Here is a 23,078-nt window from a genome sequence, read left to right on the forward strand (position 1 = left end):
CCCATATCATCTCTTTTCATGGCGAGAGCTATAGACTGTCCCACGCATTGTCGAAAAGGAATTAAATGGGTGGCAAACCTCTGCATTTTTAATTGCATTTCTCTGCACTTTTCTATTGCAAAATACACCTGAGCGATAAAGCTCAACTACTGTTTGTTTAAATTCTTGATTATAGCGCTTTTGACTCATGATTCGGACACAACCTTTCGTTAGTTTAATATTAATGACTTAACCAAGTTGTGTCCATAAATCTATACTACATCTAAATGTAATAGTCGTTAGAATAGTTGGCTTTAAAGCAGGTTTAATATCATTTAGTATAACTAAGTCTATTGGTTTCTGAATATAATCCTCAAACTCACCTGATAGTTTAAGAAGAAAACTTCATAATCTCTTTACACTATTCGATCGAACAATGGCATAATATGCTTTCTAATCAATTCAATTCTATCCTTGGCACGTGGCATAAAGCGAGAAGCAATAGTAACTACTATTTTCTTTTTAGGATTTATGAAAATTATATTTCCGCCATCACCCAAAGCTGCATAGCCATCATCAACAATCCACCACAAGTAACCATATGACAACTCTCCCCATCGGCTCTTTTCACTTGTGCTGTCATCTATCCATTTGGAAGATAAAATTTGCTTACCGTCCCATAAACCACCATTTAAATATAACTGACCTATCTTCATCATATCCCTTAGCGTTAAAGTAAGCCCCCAACCGGCGGTATTTACACCTTTAGGGTCTGCCATCCAACCAGTTACATATTTATCCTTGAGAAAAGCTAAATAATCTTCTTTGTTTTGTATAAATGCATTATTTGGCTCCTTTATTCCAAGAGGTTTAAACAAGTTTTCTGTAGCGAAATTAATCACTGACTGACCAGTTGCGTTTGTAAGAATACCAGACAAAATATTAATTCCAACGGTAGTATATTTAAACTCCCCAATATCGCTTTTTCCCCCTAGTAAATCTAATGCGGCTTTTACCCAATCATCACTCGAATAGACCTTTGTATACGGCTCCGACTTGTATTTAAATGGTGCAGTCATCGTCAATAAATTTTTAATAGTGACATTTTGTATTGTTTTTTCGCCACGCTTAATCGTATAATCCGGGAAAAACTCTAATACTTTCTGTTCTATATTTTTAACATATCCTTTATCTACTGCAATGCCAATAAGAGCTGATACTATACTTTTTGTTACAGAAGCCACATGCAATGCATCATCCTTGGTATACTCATGAAAATATTGCTCAAAAACCATACTTCCATTTTTTGAAATAGCAATGCCTGCTATATTTGAATAATCATTTTCTATTAAATACGTAAAATTAGTAATTGGATTATTATTCATACTTACCTTTTCGTATTAATACATTGACGTCAAATATATCAATACATTCCTTTCATTAAAGTGATTGATCAATATTGATGTAATAAAGAATAATCTATTATAAAATTATTCTCAATTCTTTTTTTGAACTTTTCTCAACAACCTATCCTTCCTGTTATTATAAGTTTGCTTTCTACAACTCCGTTTTTACTCAACATCATATTAATAATTCCTTAAACATATCTATTTTTTTGGTTACAATTTATTTTTACTAGGTTTGCTATAAACAAATAGAAACTTGAATCCTTTTTCCCTTTCCAATATTTTCATAGTATTATAAAGGCAAAGGAGGATAAATATGACACCAGAAATAAAAAGAGTAGCAATCTACGCCCGCGTTAGTACAGAAGAACAAGCAAAAGAAGGTTTCAGTATAGCAGCACAACTTCAAACACTTCGGCAATATGCTCAAGTTTATAAATGGGAAGTAGTCGATGAGTATGTCGATGAAGGAATTAGCGGTAAATCGGTAAATGGACGTCCTGAAATGCAGAGGCTAATTAAAGATGTTGAAAATGAGAGATTTGATGCCGTTATAGTATGGAAAATATCTCGACTCTCTAGAAATATGTTAGACACACTCATGATTCTAGATAAGTTTGAAAAATACAACGTGAAATTTATATCCTATTCGGAGAACTTTGATACCAGTAGTCCAATAGGTCGCCTAGTACTTCAAATTATGGCTTCTATTGCTGAAATGGAGCGTAATACTTTATCCGAAAATGTAAAACTAGGAATGAAACAACGAGCATTAGAAGGTCGATGGAACGGCGGAGTTGTATTTGGATATGACACTGTTAAGAAAGAGCTTGTTATCAATGAAGAGGAAGCTAAGATAATACAGCTAATCTATCATATGTATGCAAATGGGAAAGGCCTAAGAGCAATTTCTAACTACTTAAATAAAGCAGGATTTAGAACGAAGCGAAACCGGCATTTTTCTATTAACGGTGTAGCACAAATCCTAGACAATGTTGTATATAACGGTAAAATCAGTTGGCTAAAAGTTGAGAATTGGGACACCAAACGGAGAAAAGGGAAAAATCCAAACCCCATCCTAGTTGAAGGAAAACACGAAGCTATAATTTCGGACGAACTATGGAACGTTGTACGAGCAAGGAGAAAAAGTAAATCATTTAAGCAGCGTCAATCAAACGAACCATTTTTACTTAGTGGCCTTTTACGCTGTCCTGATTGTGGTCAAGGAATGGTTCCATCCATTACAACACATACAAGAAGAGATGGAACGAAACGAAAACACCGTTATTACGTCTGTAGCGATTTTCATAATAAAGGATCCGCTGCTTGTAAAGCAAATTCCATTAAGGCATATGAAGCAGAAGATACAGTTACCAAGAAAATTGAACAATTCAGTTCTAATAAGAAAAAGTTGTATAAGACTCTCCTAGACATTAGTTCTAGTTCTGCTAATTTAATAAGCCAACTTAATAAAGAACTAGTAGGGATTGAAAGGCGATTAAAGGAAATTGAACAGTTACAAACAAAGTATATGGAAGCCTTTGAGAAAAACACTCTCCCTGTGGATATACTGCAAGAAAGATTACAAAAGGTCTCCAATGAAAAGAGAGAGTTAGAACTAAAGAAAAATGAAATTATAATACAATTAGGTTCTATCGATTCAAAAGTAATCCAACCAGAGTTGATCGAAAATTTACTTATAAAATTCCTATCTGTTTACAAGAAGACATCTAGGGAAAATCAAAAACAGCTACTCCAGCTGTTAATTGAAAATATAACAATCAAGCAAAAAGATAGAACCAGAACCATAAAAAATATAGAACTTGAATTTGATTTTACTGAAATGAATATATCGAAAACTTTTACACTAATCCACTTGTTATATCGCGAAACGGATAATGAACACACCTTTTCAATACCCGCTTCCGATAAAGAATTACCAACTTACCTACAACAATTTTTGCCTCTATTTATGGTACGGTTCTCCCTTCATAATCCGGAAACCGCGGTAGATTTGCTCCAGCAAGATAAGCCGCATGAGTTGATGGGGGAAGGTCATGCGGCCGAAGCTGATTTTTTCATCTGCCCGATTGAAGACATCTTTATGTAAACCAAGGGATCCGCCGATGACAAAGGCGATTTTACTTTTGCCATAGGTCATCAGTTTTTCCAACCCTTCCGCAAATTCCTCCGAAGTTTTCATTTTCCCTTCGATGGCGAGGGCGTACACATATGTACCATCTGGAATTTTAGATAAAATCCTTTCTCCTTCCTTCTTTTTCACCAACTCCATTTCCGCCTCGCTCAATTCTTCAGGCGCTTTTTCATCCGGCACTTCGATCAGTTCGATTTTTGCATAACCGGAAAGGCGCTTCACATACTCATCCATACCCATTTTTAAATATTTTTCTTTTAACTTTCCGACTGAAATAATTGAAATATTCATCTTCTCACCTTTAACTTGATTCACTCCAATTGTTTAACAAATCATATAATTTAGAAATTCACAGCCAATCCACATTGGATTTTTATTTATAAACAAGTTATCCACAAAAGTTTTACACATATCCACAACCTAAATCTATATTTTGTGTAAAGTTATTTTCTTGATACAATATATTTCGCTTCGTTTTCACAGTAATCGCACTTTGTGGATAATTGTTGTTCCTCATCCACTTTCTCTAATATCGGATATTCTTTTGTTTCAGCAACCATCATGTCCAATGCATGATTTACGTGCGTTTCACAGCAAAATTTTTTCATTTCCAATCCCTCCTTCTTGATTCATTTTTCCACAAAGTTATTCACATTTTTCTTATTTTATCCACAAAACATTGTAGCAAACAAAAAAAGAGTAGGAAATAATGGATTTTTTCATTCCTACTCTTTTGTGAATAAATCATGTGGATAAGTGTAATTTATCCACAATTATAGTTGACTGCCCTCGGTTAATTTCACTTGAAGTTCCATCATTTTTCCTTGGCGGTAGACTTTCACTTTCATGGTATCCCCGATTTTTGTATCATTATATAGATGTTGCCGCAAGTCAATGGAGTTTTCAATTGGTTTTCCATCCATCTCCACAATGACATCGTATTTCTCCATACCGGCCCTATCAGCTGGAGAACCTGGTACCACTTCCGTCACAACGACACCTGTTGTCACATCGTCAGGCAATCTCAAAGTTTGTTTTTGATAGTAGGCTGGCACTTCCGTCAAATCCAACAAACCGATTCCCATTGTCGGCCGTTTGACTTCACCATTTCGCTCAAGTTCTTCGATAATCGGGATTACTGTATTGATCGGGATGGCAAATCCTAAACCTTCCACAGTGGACTCCGCAATTTTCATTGAGTTGATGCCCACCAATTCACCGGAGATGTTGACCAAGGCGCCTCCACTGTTACCAGGGTTGATGGCAGCGTCTGTTTGCAATACTTCCGTTTCCCAATCTTCATAACCATCCCCATTCAAATCAACAGGAACAGATCGATCTTTACCGGAAATGACACCGGTCGTCACGGAACCATAGAAATCTAATCCCAAAGGATTGCCAATGGCGATGACCGTTTCCCCTTGTTTTAAGACATCAGAGTCGCCGAACTGCGCAACAGTGTCGACGTTTTTACTTGGGATGGTCACAACCGCCAAGTCTGTCCAAATATCGCTTCCCACTAATTCCGCATTTTCTTTCGTTCCATCAGGTAACGTCACTTCCAATTGTTTGGCGTTTTCCACCACATGGTAGTTGGTAACTATATAGGCTTTGCCTCCATCCACTTTATAGATGACCCCTGAACCGCTGCCGGCCTCCGTTTCCTGTGATTGGCGCGTCCAGAAGTTTGACACTTCCTGAATGTTTGTAATTCCCACAACGGCTTTGGACACTTTTTCAACGGCTTTCGTTACATCCGTTGTCACTTCCGTTGCCGTTTGTGTAATTTTCGGCGTATTTTCCGTCCGATTATTTGCGATGCCGCCTGAATCATCTTCCAAAGAAGGGATCATAAGTAGCCAAACCAGCAGGGCGCCCACAATGACCCCGAAAAATCCGACGAAGAAATAACCGAAACCTCCCCGATTTTTGTTCTTTTGCCGACTTTTCTTTTCCTCTTCTTCTCTTCTTAATTGTTCTTGTAAAGGAGAGTACGATGAAAAATCCTTATCCGATTTATTCTGATCATCATTTTGATAAAAACTCATAGTCATTCTCCTTTCATTCTCTCATCGTCAATATGATACATCTAATTCAATAAAATTACATGAATGCGCACCTAAAAAATTTCAAATCTTCATTCATTATGGTCCTGACACTCAAATTTTAACAATTATTCTTGGTAAACAAAAAAGAACTTTGTATTAAAAATACAAAGTTCTGATCATCAAAATTTTTATACCGGCACAAGCAATGTCGGTTCTTCCGCATCCGTATCATGCAAATGCAAAAATTCCCCTTCTTTGATGCCATAAGAGGCCAATACTTGCTTGACGGTCATACGGGCAAGTTCCTTCATATTGTTTTCCTTGCTTAAATGGGATAAATAGACGTGGGTAGGTTTCTCTTCAACCACTTCGCTGATGGCGACTCCTGCATCTTCGTTGGAAACATGTCCGACATCGCTTAATATTCGGCGCTTGATGGACCAAGGGTATTTCCCCATTTGGAGCATGCCCACGTCATGATTGCTTTCGAAAACGAATGCATCGGCGCCGCGGATGATTCCTTTCATCCGGTCGCTTACATAGCCTGTATCCGTGATGATGGCCAGCTTCCTTCCGTTTTCATGGAATACATAAAACATCGGATCGATCGCATCATGGGATACGGCAAAGGATTCAATATCCAAAGAGCCGAATGATTTTACCGATTCCATGTTAAACAGAAAACGTTGATCCACCGGAATATTTCCTACATGTTCATCCAATGCTTTCCATGTTTTTTCGTTTGCATAGATCGGCAGTTTATATTTCCTTGCAATGACACCGAGCCCTTTTATATGGTCGCTATGTTCATGGGTCACTAAAATGCCTGAGAGTTTGCCCATTTCGCGGCCGATTTTGGCAAAGAGCTGCTCCATCTTTTTCCCGCTCAATCCGACATCCACCAAAAAGGCATGTTCATCTGTTTCCACATAGATGGCATTTCCGGTACTGCCGCTCGCTAACACACTAAACCGCATATTGTACACCCTATTCTTCTTCTATTTCTTTCAATTGTTCCAGTTCATCTGTTTCATCTACATCTACCGTCAAATCAGATTGTACATCAATGATTTTTCCGTCTACAGCATTGACGAAATATTCCTCTTCTGTTCCAGTAGCCGTCACAACCCTTACTTTCCATGTAGGCACAAACACTTGGGTTTGCGTCAGCTGTACGAGGGTTGAATAGCCAAGTTTGATTTCGGCAATCCGGGAATTTGGTTTTAGCAAGTCCCGCGCATATAAAATTTGAATAACTTGATATGGAGGGAGAAGGGTTTCTTCTTCCTCGAATTCCTCGAAATTGCTTAGCATCGTCTGTTCATATTTCGTCACTTCCAAATCTTCATTCCAATAAATTTTTACGATGCCGTGAATGTTATAATAGATGGTTTTGTCATCGAAATTTTGGAAGAAAATCGCCGTCCGTTCTTCCTCGTTTATTTTCCACACCGAATATGCGGAGCCTTTATATACGTTATTTCTGATGAACTCATTGAAACTCGATTTTTCTTTAATATTCCGAAGTTTCACCGGTTCCTTCAAGGTCACGATCAGTTTGTTGTCATTTTCTACTGTCATTTGTTGATAGTTTTTCAGTTGAATGTTTTCCTCGTTGAAATCCGTCACCTTTGCTGAAATATAAGGGGCACTTTCAACCGTCGGAAGCAAATTAAACGTAATGTGATCATCTTTTAATCTCGCTTCAATGGTTTTGCCACCGGAAACTTTCACTTGTTGGGCTTCGATATGACGGTTCAAATAGAGGGAGAAAAGGAAAACATCCAAGATGAAGAACACGATAATGAATATGGTTTTGGATTTACTCCAGTCCATTCTTTCCCCCTCCTGTCGCTTCCGGCGCAATGCGTTTCCAGCTGCCTTGACTTAACGCAAACCAACCAGGTTCCAACGTAAATAATAGATTATTGTCATTTTGTTTTAAATAGTATCCAAGAATGATATCATCCACTTCATTCAACTGGAGTTGTTTTGATTTTTCAAGAACATCGACGGCCGAGAGCCCTGGCGATACTTTCCGTTGGGATTTTTCAGAGTTTATATCCAAATCCAGCAGAAAATACGGTCTTTTATATCTGAATAATTGATTTTCCCCCCACGTCGTTGTAATCCTTGTTGTGGTATCTGTGCTGAAAACAGGGAAACCTTGCTTGTACAATTGATATTCGACAATATGTTTCTGTTCATTGATGGAAGTTAATCGGTAATCCCCGGTAAAACCTCCGTGCTCATTTACAAATTCAAAACTGTCGAGCAGTAAGCGGGAAGCCGGCAATTCCGCCATGCTTTCAGTAGATGGGTTCACGTAATTCAGATATCGATTTTTTACATCCACCGTCATTAACGTCATACCATCTGTATATTTTAACAATTCTTGACTCTCAACGTTTTTCCGGACAATCGCCGGGTCATAGAACAATATATCCCTGAAAGTATCCGGATGTATTTCATCAATATAGTACGTATATTGTACCAATTCAATTTCATCTTTCGGCACATATAATGAAAGTCCATTGGAACGCTCCACTTCCTGATAAGCGACCAATCCTTCCAACGCTTGTAAAACCGTCGATTGAAAATATACTTCGTTCATTTTGATTTCTGTGCTATATAAAGTCCGATGGGTTCCGCTCAAAAAATAAACCGTCAGCACCTTTTCCGAATCGACTTTGCTCCAATCCATGATCAGTTTGTTGAACGTCAATTCCGGCAAATCATCCTGGGAAAAAGGAACAATGGAGTGGAATACCTTGATTGGCACTTCTTCGGAAAAGAAGAACGTAATGCGTTGATCCATCCGAATAAAATCATTCATTTTTTTAATGGACATATTATTTTGAACCGGAATAAGTTCGGAACCTTTCCAGTTTGGCAGAATGTCCATCAAATCATTGATGGCTGTTGAACCAATCGTTCCTTTCCATTCACCTCGATCCCTGACCAATATCCGGTAAGGTTTGATGACCTCCTGAAGATTCTTTTTCTTTCCAACCATCAACTGATCCACTTGCGATGATTCTTCAATTACCTGGAGGCTTGGTGTATAGGTCCAAATGGAAAACGTTAAAACAATGCTTAATAGGACAAGGAAAAGAAGAACAATGGATTTGATTTGCTCGATATACTTCATTCCCAATCACCAGCCCCATCTATTTCATACGGTAAAGTGAAGAATATCGTTGTACCTACTCCCTCTTCACTTTCAGCCCAAATTGTTCCGTTGTGGGCTTTAATCATTTCTTTGGCAATCGCAAGTCCCAGTCCGGTTCCGCCCATCGCCCGGGATCGGGCTTTATCTACACGGTAGAATCGGTCAAAGATTTTACCCAGATTTTCCTTTGGTATTCCCATTCCATCATCGGAAATCATCACTTTCAACATATTCCCTTGAACGGTGAAGCCAAATCGAATGTTGCCGCCGTCAGGGGAGTATTTGATGGCATTCGAAATGATATTATCGATGACTTGTGTCAACTTGTCAGTATCAATTTCTACAAAATAAGGCGTTTCCGGTATATAGCGAATGAATTTCACATTTTGGGATTTTGACATCTCAAACCGGTCAATAATCCGATGGAAGAAACTATTAAATTCAACGACTTCCTTATTCAATTGATAGTCCTTTGAATCCATTTTGGATAGACTCAGCAAATCGTTCACAAGGCGAATCATCCGTTCCGTTTCCGTCTGTACTACATTGATAAAATGAGGAGCAATGTTTTCGTCCTGCCAGGAACCATCCGCAAGAGCTTCCAAATAACTTCTCATGGTTGTCAAAGGCGTCCGCAGTTCATGGGAAACATTCGCTACGAATTCACGGCGTTCCATCTCGATTTTTTCCTGCTCTGTAATATCGTGCAATACCGTAATCAAACCGTTCACAAAACCGGTTTCTTTTTGGATCACAGAGAAGCTCGCCCTCAAAATAAGCGGTGATTCTTCTGTGCTGATATCCAAATTGATTGGTTCTTTCATATGAATCAAGTCTTCGAAACTGTAGTTATCTTCAATTCCCAGAACAGAGGCAATCGGCCGGTTTAACGTATCCTCCCTGGTCACTTTTAAAAAGTTTAACGCAGGATCATTGATCAAGATGATTTTCCCTTTGCGGTCTGTAGCGATTACCCCATCCGTCATGTTGGCCAAGACGGAAGCCAATTTTCTTCGCTCCGCTTCCGTTGAAGATTGGGCTTCCTGCAAGCGATTCGTTAAGTGGTTGAACGCAATCGCCAATTGGCCAATTTCGTCATCGCCGTACACTCGCACTTTTCTTGAAAAGTTTCCTCTGGACATCGCTTGCGCTTGCTTACGCATATCCAAAATGGGTCTGGTGATTGTTCTTGCAATCAGAATACCCAGGATGACCGTGATGACCAAGGAAATGGCTGTACCAACAGCGAATATGCGGTTAATGTCATTCATTTGGTCATATACTTTTTCAATGTTGGACTCTATATAAATTGCACCGATCACTTCGCTGTTCGGATCAACGGTACTTAAAATGGGCGTTGCAATGACCCAAACCCTTGTATTCGTTTCCGGATCCAAAGCAATTTCCTCTTGGTCCGTTTCAGAAGAAATGACTTTCTTTACAATATCATCATTGGAACGCTGCCCGATAATGGCCTGGTTTTCCGAATCGGAAGTGGCGATTACCCGATTGCGCCGATCGATGACCCGAATCTCATTGATATCGCCTGTTGCAAATTCCCGCAAAGCGGCATTCAAACTTTGTTCCAAAGTAGGTGTTGTTTCATCCCGTTCCTTTGTCAACTCTTCGCGGATACTGTATTCAATTAAATCGATTCGTTGAAGAACGGAATCTTCAAAGTTGGACTTTAAGCTGTCTTCCAACTTATTGGAGAAATAGATTCCGATAATTTGCAATGCGATAATAATAAGCAGTACGTAAATTAATACAAGCTTTACATGAATCGAACGGAAAAAACTGACTTTCTGCATTCATTCTACTCCTGTTCAGGATTTCGCAAGTAATAGCCGACGCCGCGGCGAGTGACAATCCATGTCGGGTGGCTTGGATTATCTTCAATTTTTTCACGGAGACGTCGAATCGTTACATCCACTGTCCGGACATCACCGAAATAGTCATATCCCCAAACGGTTTGCAATAAATGCTCCCGGGTCATCACTTGACCAATATGTTTTGCCAAGTAATGCAAGAGTTCAAATTCACGGTGGGTCAATTCGATCGTTTCACCGCGTTTTTGGACAATATAAGCGTCCGGTTGGATGATTAATGAACCAACTGTAATATTGTTTGATTCCTCTTTCGCTTCCTCATTTTGTGCAGAGGCTTTCAGACGCCGCATATTCGCTTTTACGCGGGCAATCAATTCCCGCGTGCTGAAAGGTTTTGTCACATAATCATCCGCTCCCATTTCAAGGCCCAATACTTTGTCGATTTCGGATCCTTTTGCTGTAAGCATGATAATGGGAAAATCGTATTTTTTACGAACCTCGCGGCAAACTTCCATGCCGTCCTTTTTTGGAAGCATGATATCAAGCAACATTAAATCCGGTTGCTGTTCTTCCACCATTTTCAATGCTTCTTCTCCGTCATAGGCGCAAATCACTTTATATCCTTCTTTTACTAAATTAAACTGCAAAATATCCGCAATGGGTTTTTCATCATCGACAACCAAGATTGTTTTGCCGTCCATTATATAATCCTCCTTTATCTAATAAGTGAATCTATATCAATCAAAACTGTCATCTGCTAATATGCCATTATTATTAAATCTATCATGCTTCGTGTTTTCATGCATGCCAAAACTATTATAACAAAAATTATTGTCCTAAATTATTGTGTATTCATTTTATTTTACCGTGTTTGAAAAATGGGCATTATTTTCTGGGAAATATTTCGACATATTTTTCATTTCGAATATTTCCCAAAAAAAAGAGGCAATGGCACTTGTTGTGTCCATTGCCTTTACCTATATCAATTCAATACGGTTAATGGATTAATGAGTGATCCATTTTTGAGCACTTCAAAATGCAAATGCACTCCAGTGGAATTGCCGGTAGACCCCATTATACCGATAACGGCACCTTGTGGCACTACTTGTCCCACTGAAACTTTAATTTCTGATAAATGGGCATATAATGTTTGGTATCCATTATTGTGGTTCACCACAATTTTATTTCCATAAGTACCATCCCAGCCAGCGAAAGTTACAACACCATTATCACTTGCTTTGATGTTGTAATTCGACGGACGGGCAATATCGATTCCCCTATGGAAGCTGCCCCAACGCGATCCCATGCCGCTTGAAATGTATCCGCCGCTCGTTGGCCAAATAAAATTGCCTGTACCTCTGGATGAGATCACCTTTGTTCCTACTTTTTCGATATGTTTTTTAGGTTCAACCAATACTTTTTCATTTGTTACTTTCTTATTTACTACTTGTCCATTTACTTCAGTAACCAGGTAAGACACTTCTTTTTTACCGGGGCTGCCTTTTTGGATGATTTCTTTTTCTCCTTTAAACATGGAAGCATCTTCCTGAACTACTTTTTCGTAGTCAATTGTTTCTGTGTTTAATGTTTCATATACAACCTGTACGTTAACTAAAGGCTTTTCTACCGTAACGTTGATTTCTTGTCCAATTTGTAAAAGCGAATCCACTGTCAGACCTGGATTTAGAGCCAATAATTCTTTTGTTGTCAAGCCATGCTCCTTCGCTATTTTTCCAAGAACATCGCCTTTTTTCACAACATAAACCTGCTTTTCGATTGACCCAGTCTTAATATATTGCACCGCTTGATCAGGTGTAAGGATTTTTGCAGGACTAATTTTTGCTTCTTTACCTGAAACAGTTTCTGATAGCAGAACATCGATGATTTTTTTATCATTTTCTTTTAATGGCTGGTTTTGGGCAGATCCTTTTGATTCCTCAAACACTTTCAATTTTTCTTCCGGAACATATTGAAGCTTCAGTTTCTTAAGGGTTTCTTCATAATCTTCTTTATTTTTCAAGTAGAGAACCGCTTTTCCATTTACTTCAAAGGCATAAGCATCAGTCTGTACTTCCAATTGTTCGTCTAACATTTTTAGAGTTTCTGAATCATTTGTTTTATAAGAAAACACTTGTTCAGGAACAATTGTGACCAGTGCATCTGCATCCACTTCATAACCTTTGTATTTTTCACTTGCCTCTTTTTCTTTGGCTTCAATAACTTTTTTCACTTTCTTTTCATCGGATACTGAACCGATATATTTGTCTTCTAAATACACATGATAAATTTTGTCGATGGAGCCGACATCGCCCTCATTCGCAAATGCCAAATTGAAAGTGATTGTCGATAGAAGTACTGCAGTTACGAATGCCTTTACCAATAATCCGTTTTTATGCTGATTTAGAAGACTTACATTATGACTACTGTGGTGACCAATTTTCCATTTCGTATTCATAATCAAGCCCCTTCCAATATCTCGTCCTGCTCACCAAAGGAATTGCTTCCATACTCTCACAATTATAAAATGTATCATAACGCCAATTTGGAATGAACCGTTTCAGCGTTTTGTAATGAAAATGTATTATTTTAGCAACTTTTGTTACAAAGTGAAAAATCATGTTGAAATATGAAAAATTTTTAGTATTATTCACCATATTCATCAGGTTTATACATTTTCTCTTATTTTTTTGCTGATATAAATGGAGAAATGAATATTATCGGTTTATTACATTTAAGAAGTTCGTGAATAGATCAAATCAAAGGAGCAGGCCGAAAGGAAGGGGGACTTACACGCGATTTTCAAAAGTCCGGAGCAAATAAAAAAAATCATCCAATATATCATATTGGATGATCATTTTCCGTTCTTATTTATTTCTAACACTTGAAGCTGCCGTCACCAAAGCTGCCAATCGCTTCTAATATGTTATTCCCATACATCATTTACAATATTAGTTTGCTCACGGGCTGGTCCTACGGAGAATGTCATTAACCGAATGCCTGTTAATTCAACGATGCGGTTGACATAATTTTGGGCATTCTTTGGCAACTCATCAAATGAACGTACACCTGTAATATCTTCCGTCCATCCTGGAAGTTCTTCATACACCGGTTCGCATTCTTCAAGAACATGTAAGCTTGCAGGATATTCCGTGATGATTTGATCTTTATATTTATATGCCGTACAAATTTTCACAGTTTCCAAACCTGTCAATACGTCGATGGAGTTTAAAGCCAAGTCCGTAATGCCTGATACGCGGCGGGAATGGCGTACGACCACTGCATCAAACCAGCCTACACGGCGAGGACGGCCAGTCGTTGTGCCATATTCACGGCCCACTTCGCGAATTTGATGGCCAACTTCATCAAATAATTCTGTCGGGAACGGTCCATCGCCTACGCGGGATGTATAAGCTTTGCATACCCCAACCACTCTTGAAACATAGGAAGGGCCAATTCCCGTACCTGTTGTCACTCCGCCGGCTACCGGATTGGAAGAAGTGACAAACGGATATGTTCCGTGATCCACATCCAGCATGACTCCTTGGGCACCTTCAAACAATACACGTCCGCCTTGATCTAAAACGTCATTTAACACTTTTGATGTGTCTGTCACGTATTCTTTGATTTCTTGACCGTAACCATAATACTCTTCAAAAATGTCTTCAAATTTTAGGCCTTCCACCTCGTAATATTTTTCAAATAAACGGTTTTTCTTTTCGAGGTTTTCTCTCAATTTTTGTTCGAATACTTCTTTATCCAATAAATCTGCAATTCGGATTCCCATGCGGGCGATTTTGTCTTGATAGCATGGCCCAATCCCTTTGCAAGTTGTTCCGATTTTTTTGTCGCCACGGGATTCTTCTTCAATTTTATCTTGATAAATGTGGTAAGGAAGAATGACATGGGCACGGTTGGAAATGCGTAAGTTTGACGTATCAATGCCGCGAGCCTGCAAACCTTTCAGCTCATTTACCAATGATTTCGGATTGATCACCATTCCATTGCCCATCACGGAAGTTTTCTCTTTATAGAAAATACCGGATGGAATCAAATGCAATTTATATGTTTCTTCACCGATTTTGATTGTATGTCCAGCATTGTCACCGCCTGAAAAACGAGCAATCACATCCGCCTTTTTTGAAAGGAAATCGGTAATTTTCCCTTTTCCTTCGTCTCCCCATTGAGTTCCTACAACAACAACTGAAGTCATTTCAGCACCTCCGCGCATTATGCGTCCTTTATCAAACAGATTCATTTTACAGTGAAATAGAGTATTCGTCAATGCATAACAAGAAAAAAACACGAACAAATAATTTGTATTATAAATTATTGTTCGTGTTCTAAAAAGTTTATATTATTATGCGGCTTTTTTCTCTCTGTTATGCATGAATTGGCTCTTGCCGTTGAGACCAATCAATATTTAAAAATTTATTAAACTCTTTCTTAAAGGCAAGGGTCACCGTTCCCGTAGGACCGTTCCGCTGTTTGGCAATGATGATTTCAATCATGTTTTTGTTTTCTGTTTCTTTATCATAATAATCATCGCGGTATAGGAAAGCGACGATATCCGCATCCTGTTCGATACTTCCTGATTCACGAATATCACTCATCATCGGGCGCTTGTCTTGGCGCTGCTCCACTCCGCGGGATAACTGGGACAGGGCGATGACGGGAACATGCAATTCACGGGCCAACGCTTTGAGGGAGCGGGAGATTTCAGATACTTCCTGCTGACGGTTTTCTCCTCTTCTTCCGCTGCCTTGGATCAATTGCAAGTAATCGATGACCACCATTCCCAGCCCTTTTTCTTGGGCCAGACGGCGGCATTTTGCCCGAATTTCATTAACACGAAGGCCCGGCGTGTCGTCGATATAAATTCCTGCATTCGACAACGTGCCCATCGCAATTGTCAGCTTGCTCCAATCTTCGGCAGTGAGCGCCCCTGTTCTTAATACTTGGGCATCGATGTTCCCTTCGGCACAAAGCATACGCATGACTAATTGTTCAGCACCCATTTCCAGCGAGAAGATTGCCACATTTTCACGGGCTTTGACCGCCACATTTTGGGCGATATTTAATGCAAAAGCGGTTTTCCCTACAGATGGACGGGCCGCTACAATAATCAAATCATTCCTCTGAAAACCGGCTGTCATGCGATCCAAATCCGTAAACCCGGTTGGAATGCCGGTCACATCTCCCGAACGGTTTTGAAGCTGCTCAATTTTATCATACGTTTCCACAAGAACATCTTTCACATGTTTGAAGTCGCCGGCATTTTTCCGATTGGCCACTTCCATGATTCTTTTTTCAGCTTCGGATAATAGTTCTTCTACTTCATCTTCCCGTGTAAAGCTTTCTTCAACAATTTTTGTGGCAGTACGAATCAATCTTCTTAAAATGGATTTTTCTTCTACGATTTTCGCATAGTAGCTGACATTGGCTGCCGTAGGGACGGCATTTGCCAGTTCCATCAAATAGGAAAGGCCGCCGACATCCTCCAGCTCTTTTCTTGCAGACAGCTCTTCGGTAACGGTAACCACGTCAATGGCATTGCCTTTATCGCTCAAATCCAGCATGGTTTGGAAAATTTTTTGATGGGCAATGCGATAAAAATCTTCCGGAACTAAAATCTCCGATGCCGTAATTAACGCTTGCGGATCCAAAAAGATGGCACCGAGAACAGATTGTTCAGCTTCGTGATTATGCGGTGGAACGCGATCTATTAGATCACTCATCGAATTTCGCTCCTTATTCTTCCTTCACATGGACTTTTAAAGTCGCTTTTACTTCCGGATGCAATTTCACTGGAACGTTTGTCACGCCCAATGAGCGAATGCCTTCATTACATTCCATTTTTCTTTTATCCACTTTGATACCGAAATTTTTTTGTAAGCTTTCCGAAATTTGTTTCGTTGATACTGAACCAAACAGGCGTCCGCCTTCACCCGCTTTTGCTTTGATTTCCAACGTGATGCTTTCCAATTTTTCTTTTAATGCTTTTGCTTCTTGCAGTTCTTGTGCAGCAAGTTTCTCTTCATGTCTTTTTTGGGCCTCTAACTTGCTTAAAGCTTCTTTTGTCGCTTCAACAGCCAAACCTCTTTTAATCAAATAGTTTTGCGCATACCCATCGGCAACGTTTTTCACTTCACCTTTTTTCCCTTGACCTTTCACATCTTTCAAAAATACAACTTTCATTCTTTCTGGCTCCCTTCTAACGTTTCGATAATGGCATTTTTCAATAATGATAAAGCTTCATCGATTGTTTCAACATTCAATTGGCATGCGGCATTTGTTAAATGGCCGCCTCCACCGAGTTTCTCCATAATCACTTGCACATTCACATCCCCCAATGAACGGGCACTGATTCCCATTAAACCGTCCTGGCGACGGGCAATGACAAACGAAGCATTTACATCTTTCATCGCAAGCAAAATATCTGCCGTTTGGGCGATCAATACAGAATCGTATTCTTTTCCTTCTTCTCCATGGGCAACTGCAATTCCTGGATATATAAAACGGACATTTTGAATGATTTTTGACCGTTCAATAAATGTGTCGATATCTTCTTTTAAAAGGCGTTGTACGAGCACCGTGTCCGCTCCGTACGTTCTTAAATAGGACGCTGCTTCAAAAGTTCTCGCTCCCGTTCTAAGGGTGAAACTTTTTGTATCCACAATGATTCCGGCAAGCAGTGCAGTCGCTTCCAATTTCGAAAGTTTCTCTTCATCGGGCTGATATTCCAATAGCTCCGTTACAAGTTCGGAAGTGGAGGATGCATATGGTTCCATATAAACGAGGGTCGAATTGTTGATAAACTCCTCACCACGTCGATGGTGGTCAATGACTACTATCTTTTCAAACCGTTTTAATAAGGTCTCATCCACTACAAGGCTCGGGCGATGGGTGTCCACTACCACCAATAATGATTGTTCCGTCATGATCGTCAGTGCTTCATCCGGTGAGATAAAAAACTCTTCCAAACTGGATTCCTTTTTAATTTCTTTGACCAGCCGCTCAACACTGCCGTTCAATTCATCAAAATCTAAAACGATGTAGCCTTCCACCTTGTTCATTTGAGCGATTTTCCGTACACCGATTCCCGCTCCAATCGAATCCATATCCGGATTTTTATGGCCCATGATAAAGACCCTATCGCTATCCTGGATCAAATCTTTCAAAGCGTGGGATATGACGCGTGCCCGAACTCTTGTACGTTTCTCAACCGGGTTCGTTTTGCCGCCATAAAACTTAATTTTTCCATTCGGCTGTTTTATGGCCACTTGGTCACCGCCACGGCCCAACACCAGGTCCAAACTCGATTGGGCCAGTTCGCCCAGTTCAATCAATGATGGAGAACCTGCACCTATTCCAATACTCAAAGTCAGAGATAGATTTTTCTTCGCTGTTTTTTCACGGACATCATCCAAAATGGAGAATTTCTTTTTCTCCAATTCATTTAAAGTGGCTTCATTCATAACCGCCAAAAAGCGGTCCGTATCAATCCGTTTGATATAAATGTCGTGTTCTTCCGCCCAATCATTGATGATGGATGTCACCGTTGAATTCGTCATGCTCTTTGTTTGATCATCCATTCCCTGGGTAATATCATCATAGTTGTCAATGAACAGAATGGCGATGACCGTCCGATCGTCATGATATTGTTTTTCGATTTCCACTTGATCGGTTACATCAAAGAAATAGAGCAGCTTTTCTTCTTGTTTATGAAGGACTTTGAATTTACGATCCTGAATGGTTACAACGCAATTTTGTTTCTCATCGGATTTTCGAATATTTTGCAATTCTTCAGATAGAACAAACAAATCTTGACCTGTCAACGTCGGCATCCCCATAAGCCTCGTCATGTACGGGTTTGCCCATTCAATTTCATATTTATCGTTGATTAATACGACTCCTATCGGCATCTCCAATAGAGCTTCCTGCCCGACTTTTTTCATTCGAAATGCCAAAGATTCAATATATTTTTCAATCGCCAGATGGGATATTTTTTCTTTTCGCCAATCATGGATGATGACAATGGCAACCAATAAAGTAAAAGCTGCTCCAATCCAGACATTCAAAACAAATAATCCAACGATCCCCACTAACCCGAATAATGCCAAATGGAGAAGTGGATAATGGATTTTCCGCTTCCTGTAAGTATCCATGTAATCAGCCCCTTACTTTCGAATCTTCCCTGACACGTATGAACGGATATCGAAACCTAAATCTAAAATTCCAATGAGCATCACAAAATTATACAGTGGAATCGACAAGACGGTCGCTAATCCCTTCAGAAACTTTGGTGCCTTATAAGCATCCAATACAAAGTGCAGGAAAGAAATGCCTTGAATGGTTAACAACACCCATAACACCATTGAAAAATTCAAAATAATTATATATAGTGATGTTCCTAATTCAGGGCGAACAAACAATTGAATTGATAAAACAATCAAATAAATCCATAAAATTGTACGAGGCAAGCGTAAATCTTTAAAAGCGCTAAATTTTGGAACAGCAATGCCCAGGCGTTTTAATATCGGCAAATTTATTGAAATCAAAAGAAATGCCATGAAGAATACGGCCAATGTAACCGTAGCAGGAATGGCAATCTCCATCTGTTGGAACATTAAATTCAATACTTCTTCGGTGATGGGCGTTTCACCAGTGAGATTTTCTGCGAATTGAAAAGATTGCATATAGCTGTCGCGCATTAATTGAAAGGATTCTTTAATAAAATCCATATTAAACAGCTTTACAGAAATGATATATTGAATTGCAAAAGTAATTAATAACGATATTCCAGTCGCCATAAATAAATATGCTTTACTTTTTCCAGTCCGCAATGCATCTCCCATGACGACGCCACATACAGCAAAAATCATGGAGAATGGCAAAATGACGATTCCCCCAAAGAAAAAAGTGACAATGCACCCAAGGACTCCTAAAATAATGGAAGATGCGCGATCATATTTTGCGCTATACCAAGCGATTGGCAATGGTGCAAACAATGTCGCCACTAAGCTGATGATTGGTACATAATATGCAATAGCAATGAGGATGGCAAAGATTGCAATCATCATTGCGCCATGTGTAAGCCTCTGTGTTTGATTGTTCGGCATAAGATACCTTCCTTTTTTACAATTCAATAAATCTTTACATTCGTATATTGTACCATTTTTTATAAAGTAGGACAAAATTACGATAAAGCCAAAGGGAATTTAGGAAAAAAAAACAAAAAACCAACAGAAGCTGATTCACAGCCTCTGTTGGTTTCATCCATTTATTATTTATCTTCCGCTACGAATGGAAGAAGCGCCATGATACGAGCGCGTTTAATCGCTGTAGTTAATTTGCGTTGATATTTTGCACTTGTACCAGTTACGCGACGTGGAAGGATTTTTCCGCGTTCAGAAATGAATTTTTTAAGTAAATCTACATCTTTGTAGTCGATGTGTGTAATGTTATTTGAAGTAAAGTAGCAAACTTTACGACGTTTGCGACCTCCGCGACGTTGTGCCATCGAATTTCCCTCCTTTTTGAATGCTTTCTCCGTTATCCGAATACCTTAGAACGGTAAATCGTCTTCCGAAACTTCAATCGGACCTTTGCTTGAAGCAAATGGGTCTTCATCTACACGTGTATAATTCGGCTGATTTTGAGGAGGTTGACTTGGGAATGGTGTGCCAAATGGATCTGATTGCGGAACACCGTATGAAGGTTGTCCTGCACCGTAGGATGGTTGTCCTCCAGGCGGTTGTCCTTGGGCACTTCTAGGTTCCAAAAATTGCACGGAATCAGCTACGACTTCAGTTGTATAAACACGTTTGCCGTCCGGACCCTCATAACTGCCGGTTTGGATGCGTCCATCGATGCCGATGAGGCTTCCTTTCCGCATGTAGTTTGCAAGGTTTTCGGCTTGTTTTCGCCATGCTACACAACTAATGAAATCCGCTTCTCTTTCACCTTGTTGGTTCGTAAATGTACGATTTACAGCAACCGTAAAACGGGTTACCGGTACTCCACTTGGCGTGTATCGCAATTCCGGGTCTTTCGTCAGCCTACCGACCAATACGACACGATTTATCATTTGACAACCTCCTCTTCAGCATTAAATTCCAATAGAATTATTCTTCGTCACGAACAGCGATATGACGAATGATGTCTTCGTTAATGTTTGCTAAACGGTTATATTCATCGATTGCTTTTGCTGGAGCGTTTGCTTTCACGATATGGTAGATACCTTCGCGATATTTTTTAATTTCGTAAGCAAGACGACGTTTGCCCCATTCTTTTGACTCGATGATTTCCGCACCATTTGAAGTAAGGATTTCATCAAAACGTTGCACTAACGCTTTTTTCTCTTCCTCTTCGATGTCTGGGCGGATAATGTACATTAATTCATATTTTCTCATCGCTTTTTGCACCTCCTTATGGACTTTGGCTCTCCTTTATTTCAAGGGAGCAAGGAGTAAATTTCTATTACTCACATCTTTGAATTGTAACATATACTTTTATGAATAGCAACAAACATCGAATGGCTACCGGAGATTTTCTGGGCTTTGTCATTTCGATATAATGGGGAAAAGGGGCTGAATGTTTTATGGAAGAAAAAGAACCGACCATTATTGAATTGGATATCATGAAAATCGCAAAAGTGAATTTTTGGTTGACCGCATCATTAAGCATCCTGTTTTTAGCGTTGAACAGCATCGCTCATCATCAATTCCGCTTTGAAATCACCTTTTGGAATTTCATGTTATTTCTTGCGGGGTATTTTGCACTGATTGTTTTGCATGAATTATTTCATTTGATCGGATTTGTGATTTTTGGCAAAGCCAAATGGAAACAGCTGGATTACGGGATTAACGCAAAATTGGGAGTCGCCTATGCAACCACGAAAAAACCGTTGCCGAATCATGCAATGAAAAAAGCGCTGATGCTGCCCTTTTGGACTACGGGAATGATTCCAGCCGTGATGGGGTTAATATTCAACAATCAGTTGGTTCTCTTATTAGGCGCTTTTTTGATTGCCGGTGCGATTGGTGATTTTTATATGTATAAAGAGCTGCGGAAATTTCCAAACGACGCTCTTGTAAAAGATGATCCCCAGCTGCCAAAATTGTATGTATATCCAAAAGAATAAAGTGGGATTTACGGTTAAGGGGTTCATTACTTCCTCCTAACGTAAATTCCACTTTGCTTTCATTACACATTGAATCGGAATAACATGATATCGCCGTCTTGCACGACGTAGTCTTTTCCTTCCAGGCGCACTTTTCCTTGTTCTTTCGCTTGTTGCATAGAGCCTGCCGCCAATAAATCTTCAAAGGAAACCGTTTCCGCCCGGATGAAGCCGCGTTCAAAGTCGGAGTGAATGATACCTGCACATTCCGGCGCTTTCATCCCTTTTTTGAATGTCCAAGCGCGGACTTCTTTTTCCCCCGCCGTGAAGTATGTGGCAAGGCCAAGCAAATCATAAGCGGCGCGAATCAACTGATCTAATCCTGATTCTTTGATACCCAATTCTTCAAGGAACATTTTCTTTTCCTCTTCATCTAATTGGGCAATTTCTTCCTCAATTTTTGCACAAACCGTTATGACCTTTGAGCCTTCCGCTTCTGCATAGGCGCGGACTTGCTTTACATATTCATTGTCATCCGCATTCGCCACTTCATCTTCCGAAACGTTTGCCACATAAAGCATCGGCTTTAATGTTAATAAATTCAATCCTTTGATTACTTTTTTCTCATCTTCCGTCAATTCCACAGAGCGGGCCGGCTTTTCATTTTCAAGAGCTTCTTTGATTTTGATTAAAATCGGCTCTTCCATCATTGCGTCTTTATCTTTTTGTTTGGCGATTTTACTTACTCTTTGAAGACGTTTATCCACCGATTCCAAATCGGCTAAAATCAGCTCCAAGTTGATGACTTCAATATCTGCAATTGGATCAACTTTTCCTGCCACGTGGGTGATGTTTTCATCATCAAAACAACGCACTACTTGGCAAATCGCGTCCACTTCCCGAATGTGGGAAAGAAATTTATTTCCTAACCCTTCCCCTTTGGAAGCGCCTTTGACGATACCGGCAATATCTGTAAATTCAAAAGATGTTGGAACTTTCTTCTGAGGTTTTACAAGTTCTGTCAGTTTGTCTAATCGAGGGTCTGGCACATCTACAACGCCCACATTTGGATCAATTGTCGCAAAAGGATAGTTCGCCGCGAGGGCGCCCGCTTTTGTAATCGCATTAAATAATGTAGACTTTCCTACGTTCGGCAGACCGACAATTCCAGCTGTTAGTGACATCGACTCACTACCTTTCTTATAAGAAACATGACTATTATTTTTACACTAGTGTTAATTATATGGATTTCGGCATAAAAAGTCTATTTTCCATTCATTTTTCCCCAAATGATGAAATCCCCACGTTGAAGATGCTGGGTGGGGATAATCAACAGAACGATGCCATTTTTTTATGATTTTTGGAGA

At 39.6% G+C, this 23,078-nt stretch carries 20 protein-coding genes and 1 pseudogene; 2 read left to right on the top strand and 19 right to left on the bottom strand.

The features are described 5' to 3' along the window. Positions 1-395: 395 nt before the first annotated feature. A complete protein-coding gene (locus ACFPOH_RS15030) occupies positions 396-1,364 on the bottom strand; it encodes a serine hydrolase domain-containing protein (RefSeq protein WP_096550003.1) in 969 nt (322 codons plus the stop codon). 337 nt (positions 1,365-1,701) lie between these two features. Between ACFPOH_RS15030 and ACFPOH_RS15035 the strand changes: the two are divergent. Further along, positions 1,702-2,709 (top strand): annotated as a pseudogene (locus ACFPOH_RS15035) (recombinase family protein); the annotation flags it as partial. A 642-nt stretch (positions 2,710-3,351) separates the two neighbouring features. On the opposite strand, the gene rlmH reads toward ACFPOH_RS15035, so the two are convergent. The 17 genes from rlmH to rpsF all read right to left on the bottom strand — a co-directional run bounded on the left by rlmH (position 3,352) and on the right by rpsF (position 21,001). Continuing rightward, positions 3,352-3,831 carry a 23S rRNA (pseudouridine(1915)-N(3))-methyltransferase RlmH gene (rlmH, locus tag ACFPOH_RS15040; protein ID WP_390310459.1) on the bottom strand — a complete coding sequence of 160 codons (480 nt, stop codon included), beginning with the start codon at positions 3,829-3,831 and terminating at the stop codon, positions 3,352-3,354. A 152-nt stretch (positions 3,832-3,983) separates the two neighbouring features. After that, entirely contained in the window at positions 3,984-4,148 is a 165-nt protein-coding gene (locus ACFPOH_RS15045) for a CxxH/CxxC protein (protein WP_096549987.1), read from the bottom strand. A gap of 165 nt (positions 4,149-4,313) precedes the next feature. Next, positions 4,314-5,588: a S1C family serine protease gene (locus ACFPOH_RS15050; protein WP_342580676.1), complete on the bottom strand. Its 1,275-nt coding sequence runs from the start codon at positions 5,586-5,588 to the stop codon at positions 4,314-4,316. Positions 5,589-5,776: 188 nt separating this feature from the next. Then, a complete protein-coding gene (locus tag ACFPOH_RS15055) occupies positions 5,777-6,565 on the bottom strand; it encodes an MBL fold metallo-hydrolase (RefSeq protein ID WP_342470777.1) in 789 nt (262 codons plus the stop codon). A gap of 10 nt (positions 6,566-6,575) precedes the next feature. After that, a complete protein-coding gene (locus ACFPOH_RS15060) occupies positions 6,576-7,424 on the bottom strand; it encodes a two-component system regulatory protein YycI (protein ID WP_342470776.1) in 849 nt (282 codons plus the stop codon). Beyond that, positions 7,411-8,739, bottom strand: coding sequence for a YycH family regulatory protein (locus ACFPOH_RS15065; protein WP_390310483.1), 1,329 nt, complete (start codon positions 8,737-8,739; stop codon positions 7,411-7,413). The genes ACFPOH_RS15060 and ACFPOH_RS15065 overlap by 14 nt, the downstream gene beginning before the upstream one ends. Next, positions 8,736-10,571 (bottom strand): cell wall metabolism sensor histidine kinase WalK, encoded by a 1,836-nt coding sequence (walK, locus tag ACFPOH_RS15070; protein WP_342470775.1) that lies wholly within the window; start codon positions 10,569-10,571, stop codon positions 8,736-8,738. The genes ACFPOH_RS15065 and walK overlap by 4 nt, the downstream gene beginning before the upstream one ends. Before the next feature lie 5 nt (positions 10,572-10,576). Further along, the gene (gene yycF, locus ACFPOH_RS15075) at positions 10,577-11,290 is read right to left on the bottom strand and encodes a response regulator YycF (RefSeq protein ID WP_342470774.1); all 714 of its coding nucleotides are present in this window, start codon (positions 11,288-11,290) and stop codon (positions 10,577-10,579) included. A gap of 281 nt (positions 11,291-11,571) precedes the next feature. After that, a complete protein-coding gene (locus tag ACFPOH_RS15080) occupies positions 11,572-13,044 on the bottom strand; it encodes a M23 family metallopeptidase (RefSeq protein WP_342470773.1) in 1,473 nt (490 codons plus the stop codon). Positions 13,045-13,512: 468 nt separating this feature from the next. Then, positions 13,513-14,799 (bottom strand): adenylosuccinate synthase, encoded by a 1,287-nt coding sequence (locus tag ACFPOH_RS15085; protein ID WP_342470772.1) that lies wholly within the window; start codon positions 14,797-14,799, stop codon positions 13,513-13,515. 169 nt (positions 14,800-14,968) lie between these two features. Beyond that, a complete protein-coding gene (gene dnaB / locus ACFPOH_RS15090; RefSeq protein WP_342470771.1) occupies positions 14,969-16,324 on the bottom strand; it encodes a replicative DNA helicase in 1,356 nt (451 codons plus the stop codon). A gap of 13 nt (positions 16,325-16,337) precedes the next feature. After that, the gene (rplI, locus tag ACFPOH_RS15095) at positions 16,338-16,784 is read right to left on the bottom strand and encodes a 50S ribosomal protein L9 (RefSeq protein ID WP_342470770.1); all 447 of its coding nucleotides are present in this window, start codon (positions 16,782-16,784) and stop codon (positions 16,338-16,340) included. Continuing rightward, positions 16,781-18,754 (bottom strand): DHH family phosphoesterase, encoded by a 1,974-nt coding sequence (locus ACFPOH_RS15100; protein WP_342470769.1) that lies wholly within the window; start codon positions 18,752-18,754, stop codon positions 16,781-16,783. Before ACFPOH_RS15100 ends, rplI begins: the two co-directional genes overlap by 4 nt. Before the next feature lie 12 nt (positions 18,755-18,766). Beyond that, positions 18,767-19,708, bottom strand: a complete 942-nt coding sequence (locus ACFPOH_RS15105) for a YybS family protein (RefSeq protein WP_342470768.1) — start codon at positions 19,706-19,708, stop codon at positions 18,767-18,769. A gap of 164 nt (positions 19,709-19,872) precedes the next feature. Continuing rightward, positions 19,873-20,109 carry a 30S ribosomal protein S18 gene (gene rpsR / locus ACFPOH_RS15110; RefSeq protein WP_016838914.1) on the bottom strand — a complete coding sequence of 79 codons (237 nt, stop codon included), beginning with the start codon at positions 20,107-20,109 and terminating at the stop codon, positions 19,873-19,875. Between the two features lie 45 nt (positions 20,110-20,154). Continuing rightward, the gene (ssb, locus tag ACFPOH_RS15115) at positions 20,155-20,676 is read right to left on the bottom strand and encodes a single-stranded DNA-binding protein (protein WP_342580678.1); all 522 of its coding nucleotides are present in this window, start codon (positions 20,674-20,676) and stop codon (positions 20,155-20,157) included. A gap of 37 nt (positions 20,677-20,713) precedes the next feature. Next, a complete protein-coding gene (gene rpsF / locus ACFPOH_RS15120) occupies positions 20,714-21,001 on the bottom strand; it encodes a 30S ribosomal protein S6 (protein ID WP_342470766.1) in 288 nt (95 codons plus the stop codon). A gap of 188 nt (positions 21,002-21,189) precedes the next feature. Here rpsF and ACFPOH_RS15125 point away from each other — a divergent pair, with 188 nt between their 5' ends. Beyond that, the gene (locus ACFPOH_RS15125) at positions 21,190-21,732 is read left to right on the top strand and encodes a DUF3267 domain-containing protein (RefSeq protein ID WP_342580679.1); all 543 of its coding nucleotides are present in this window, start codon (positions 21,190-21,192) and stop codon (positions 21,730-21,732) included. Positions 21,733-21,794: 62 nt separating this feature from the next. Here the strand turns inward: ACFPOH_RS15125 and ychF are convergent, their stop codons facing one another. Further along, entirely contained in the window at positions 21,795-22,895 is a 1,101-nt protein-coding gene (ychF, locus tag ACFPOH_RS15130) for a redox-regulated ATPase YchF (protein ID WP_342470764.1), read from the bottom strand. Positions 22,896-23,078: the final 183 nt, after the last annotated feature.

The sequence above is a fragment of the Ureibacillus suwonensis genome, assembly GCF_042655065.1.
Taxonomy (GTDB): domain Bacteria; phylum Bacillota; class Bacilli; order Bacillales_A; family Planococcaceae; genus Ureibacillus; species Ureibacillus suwonensis.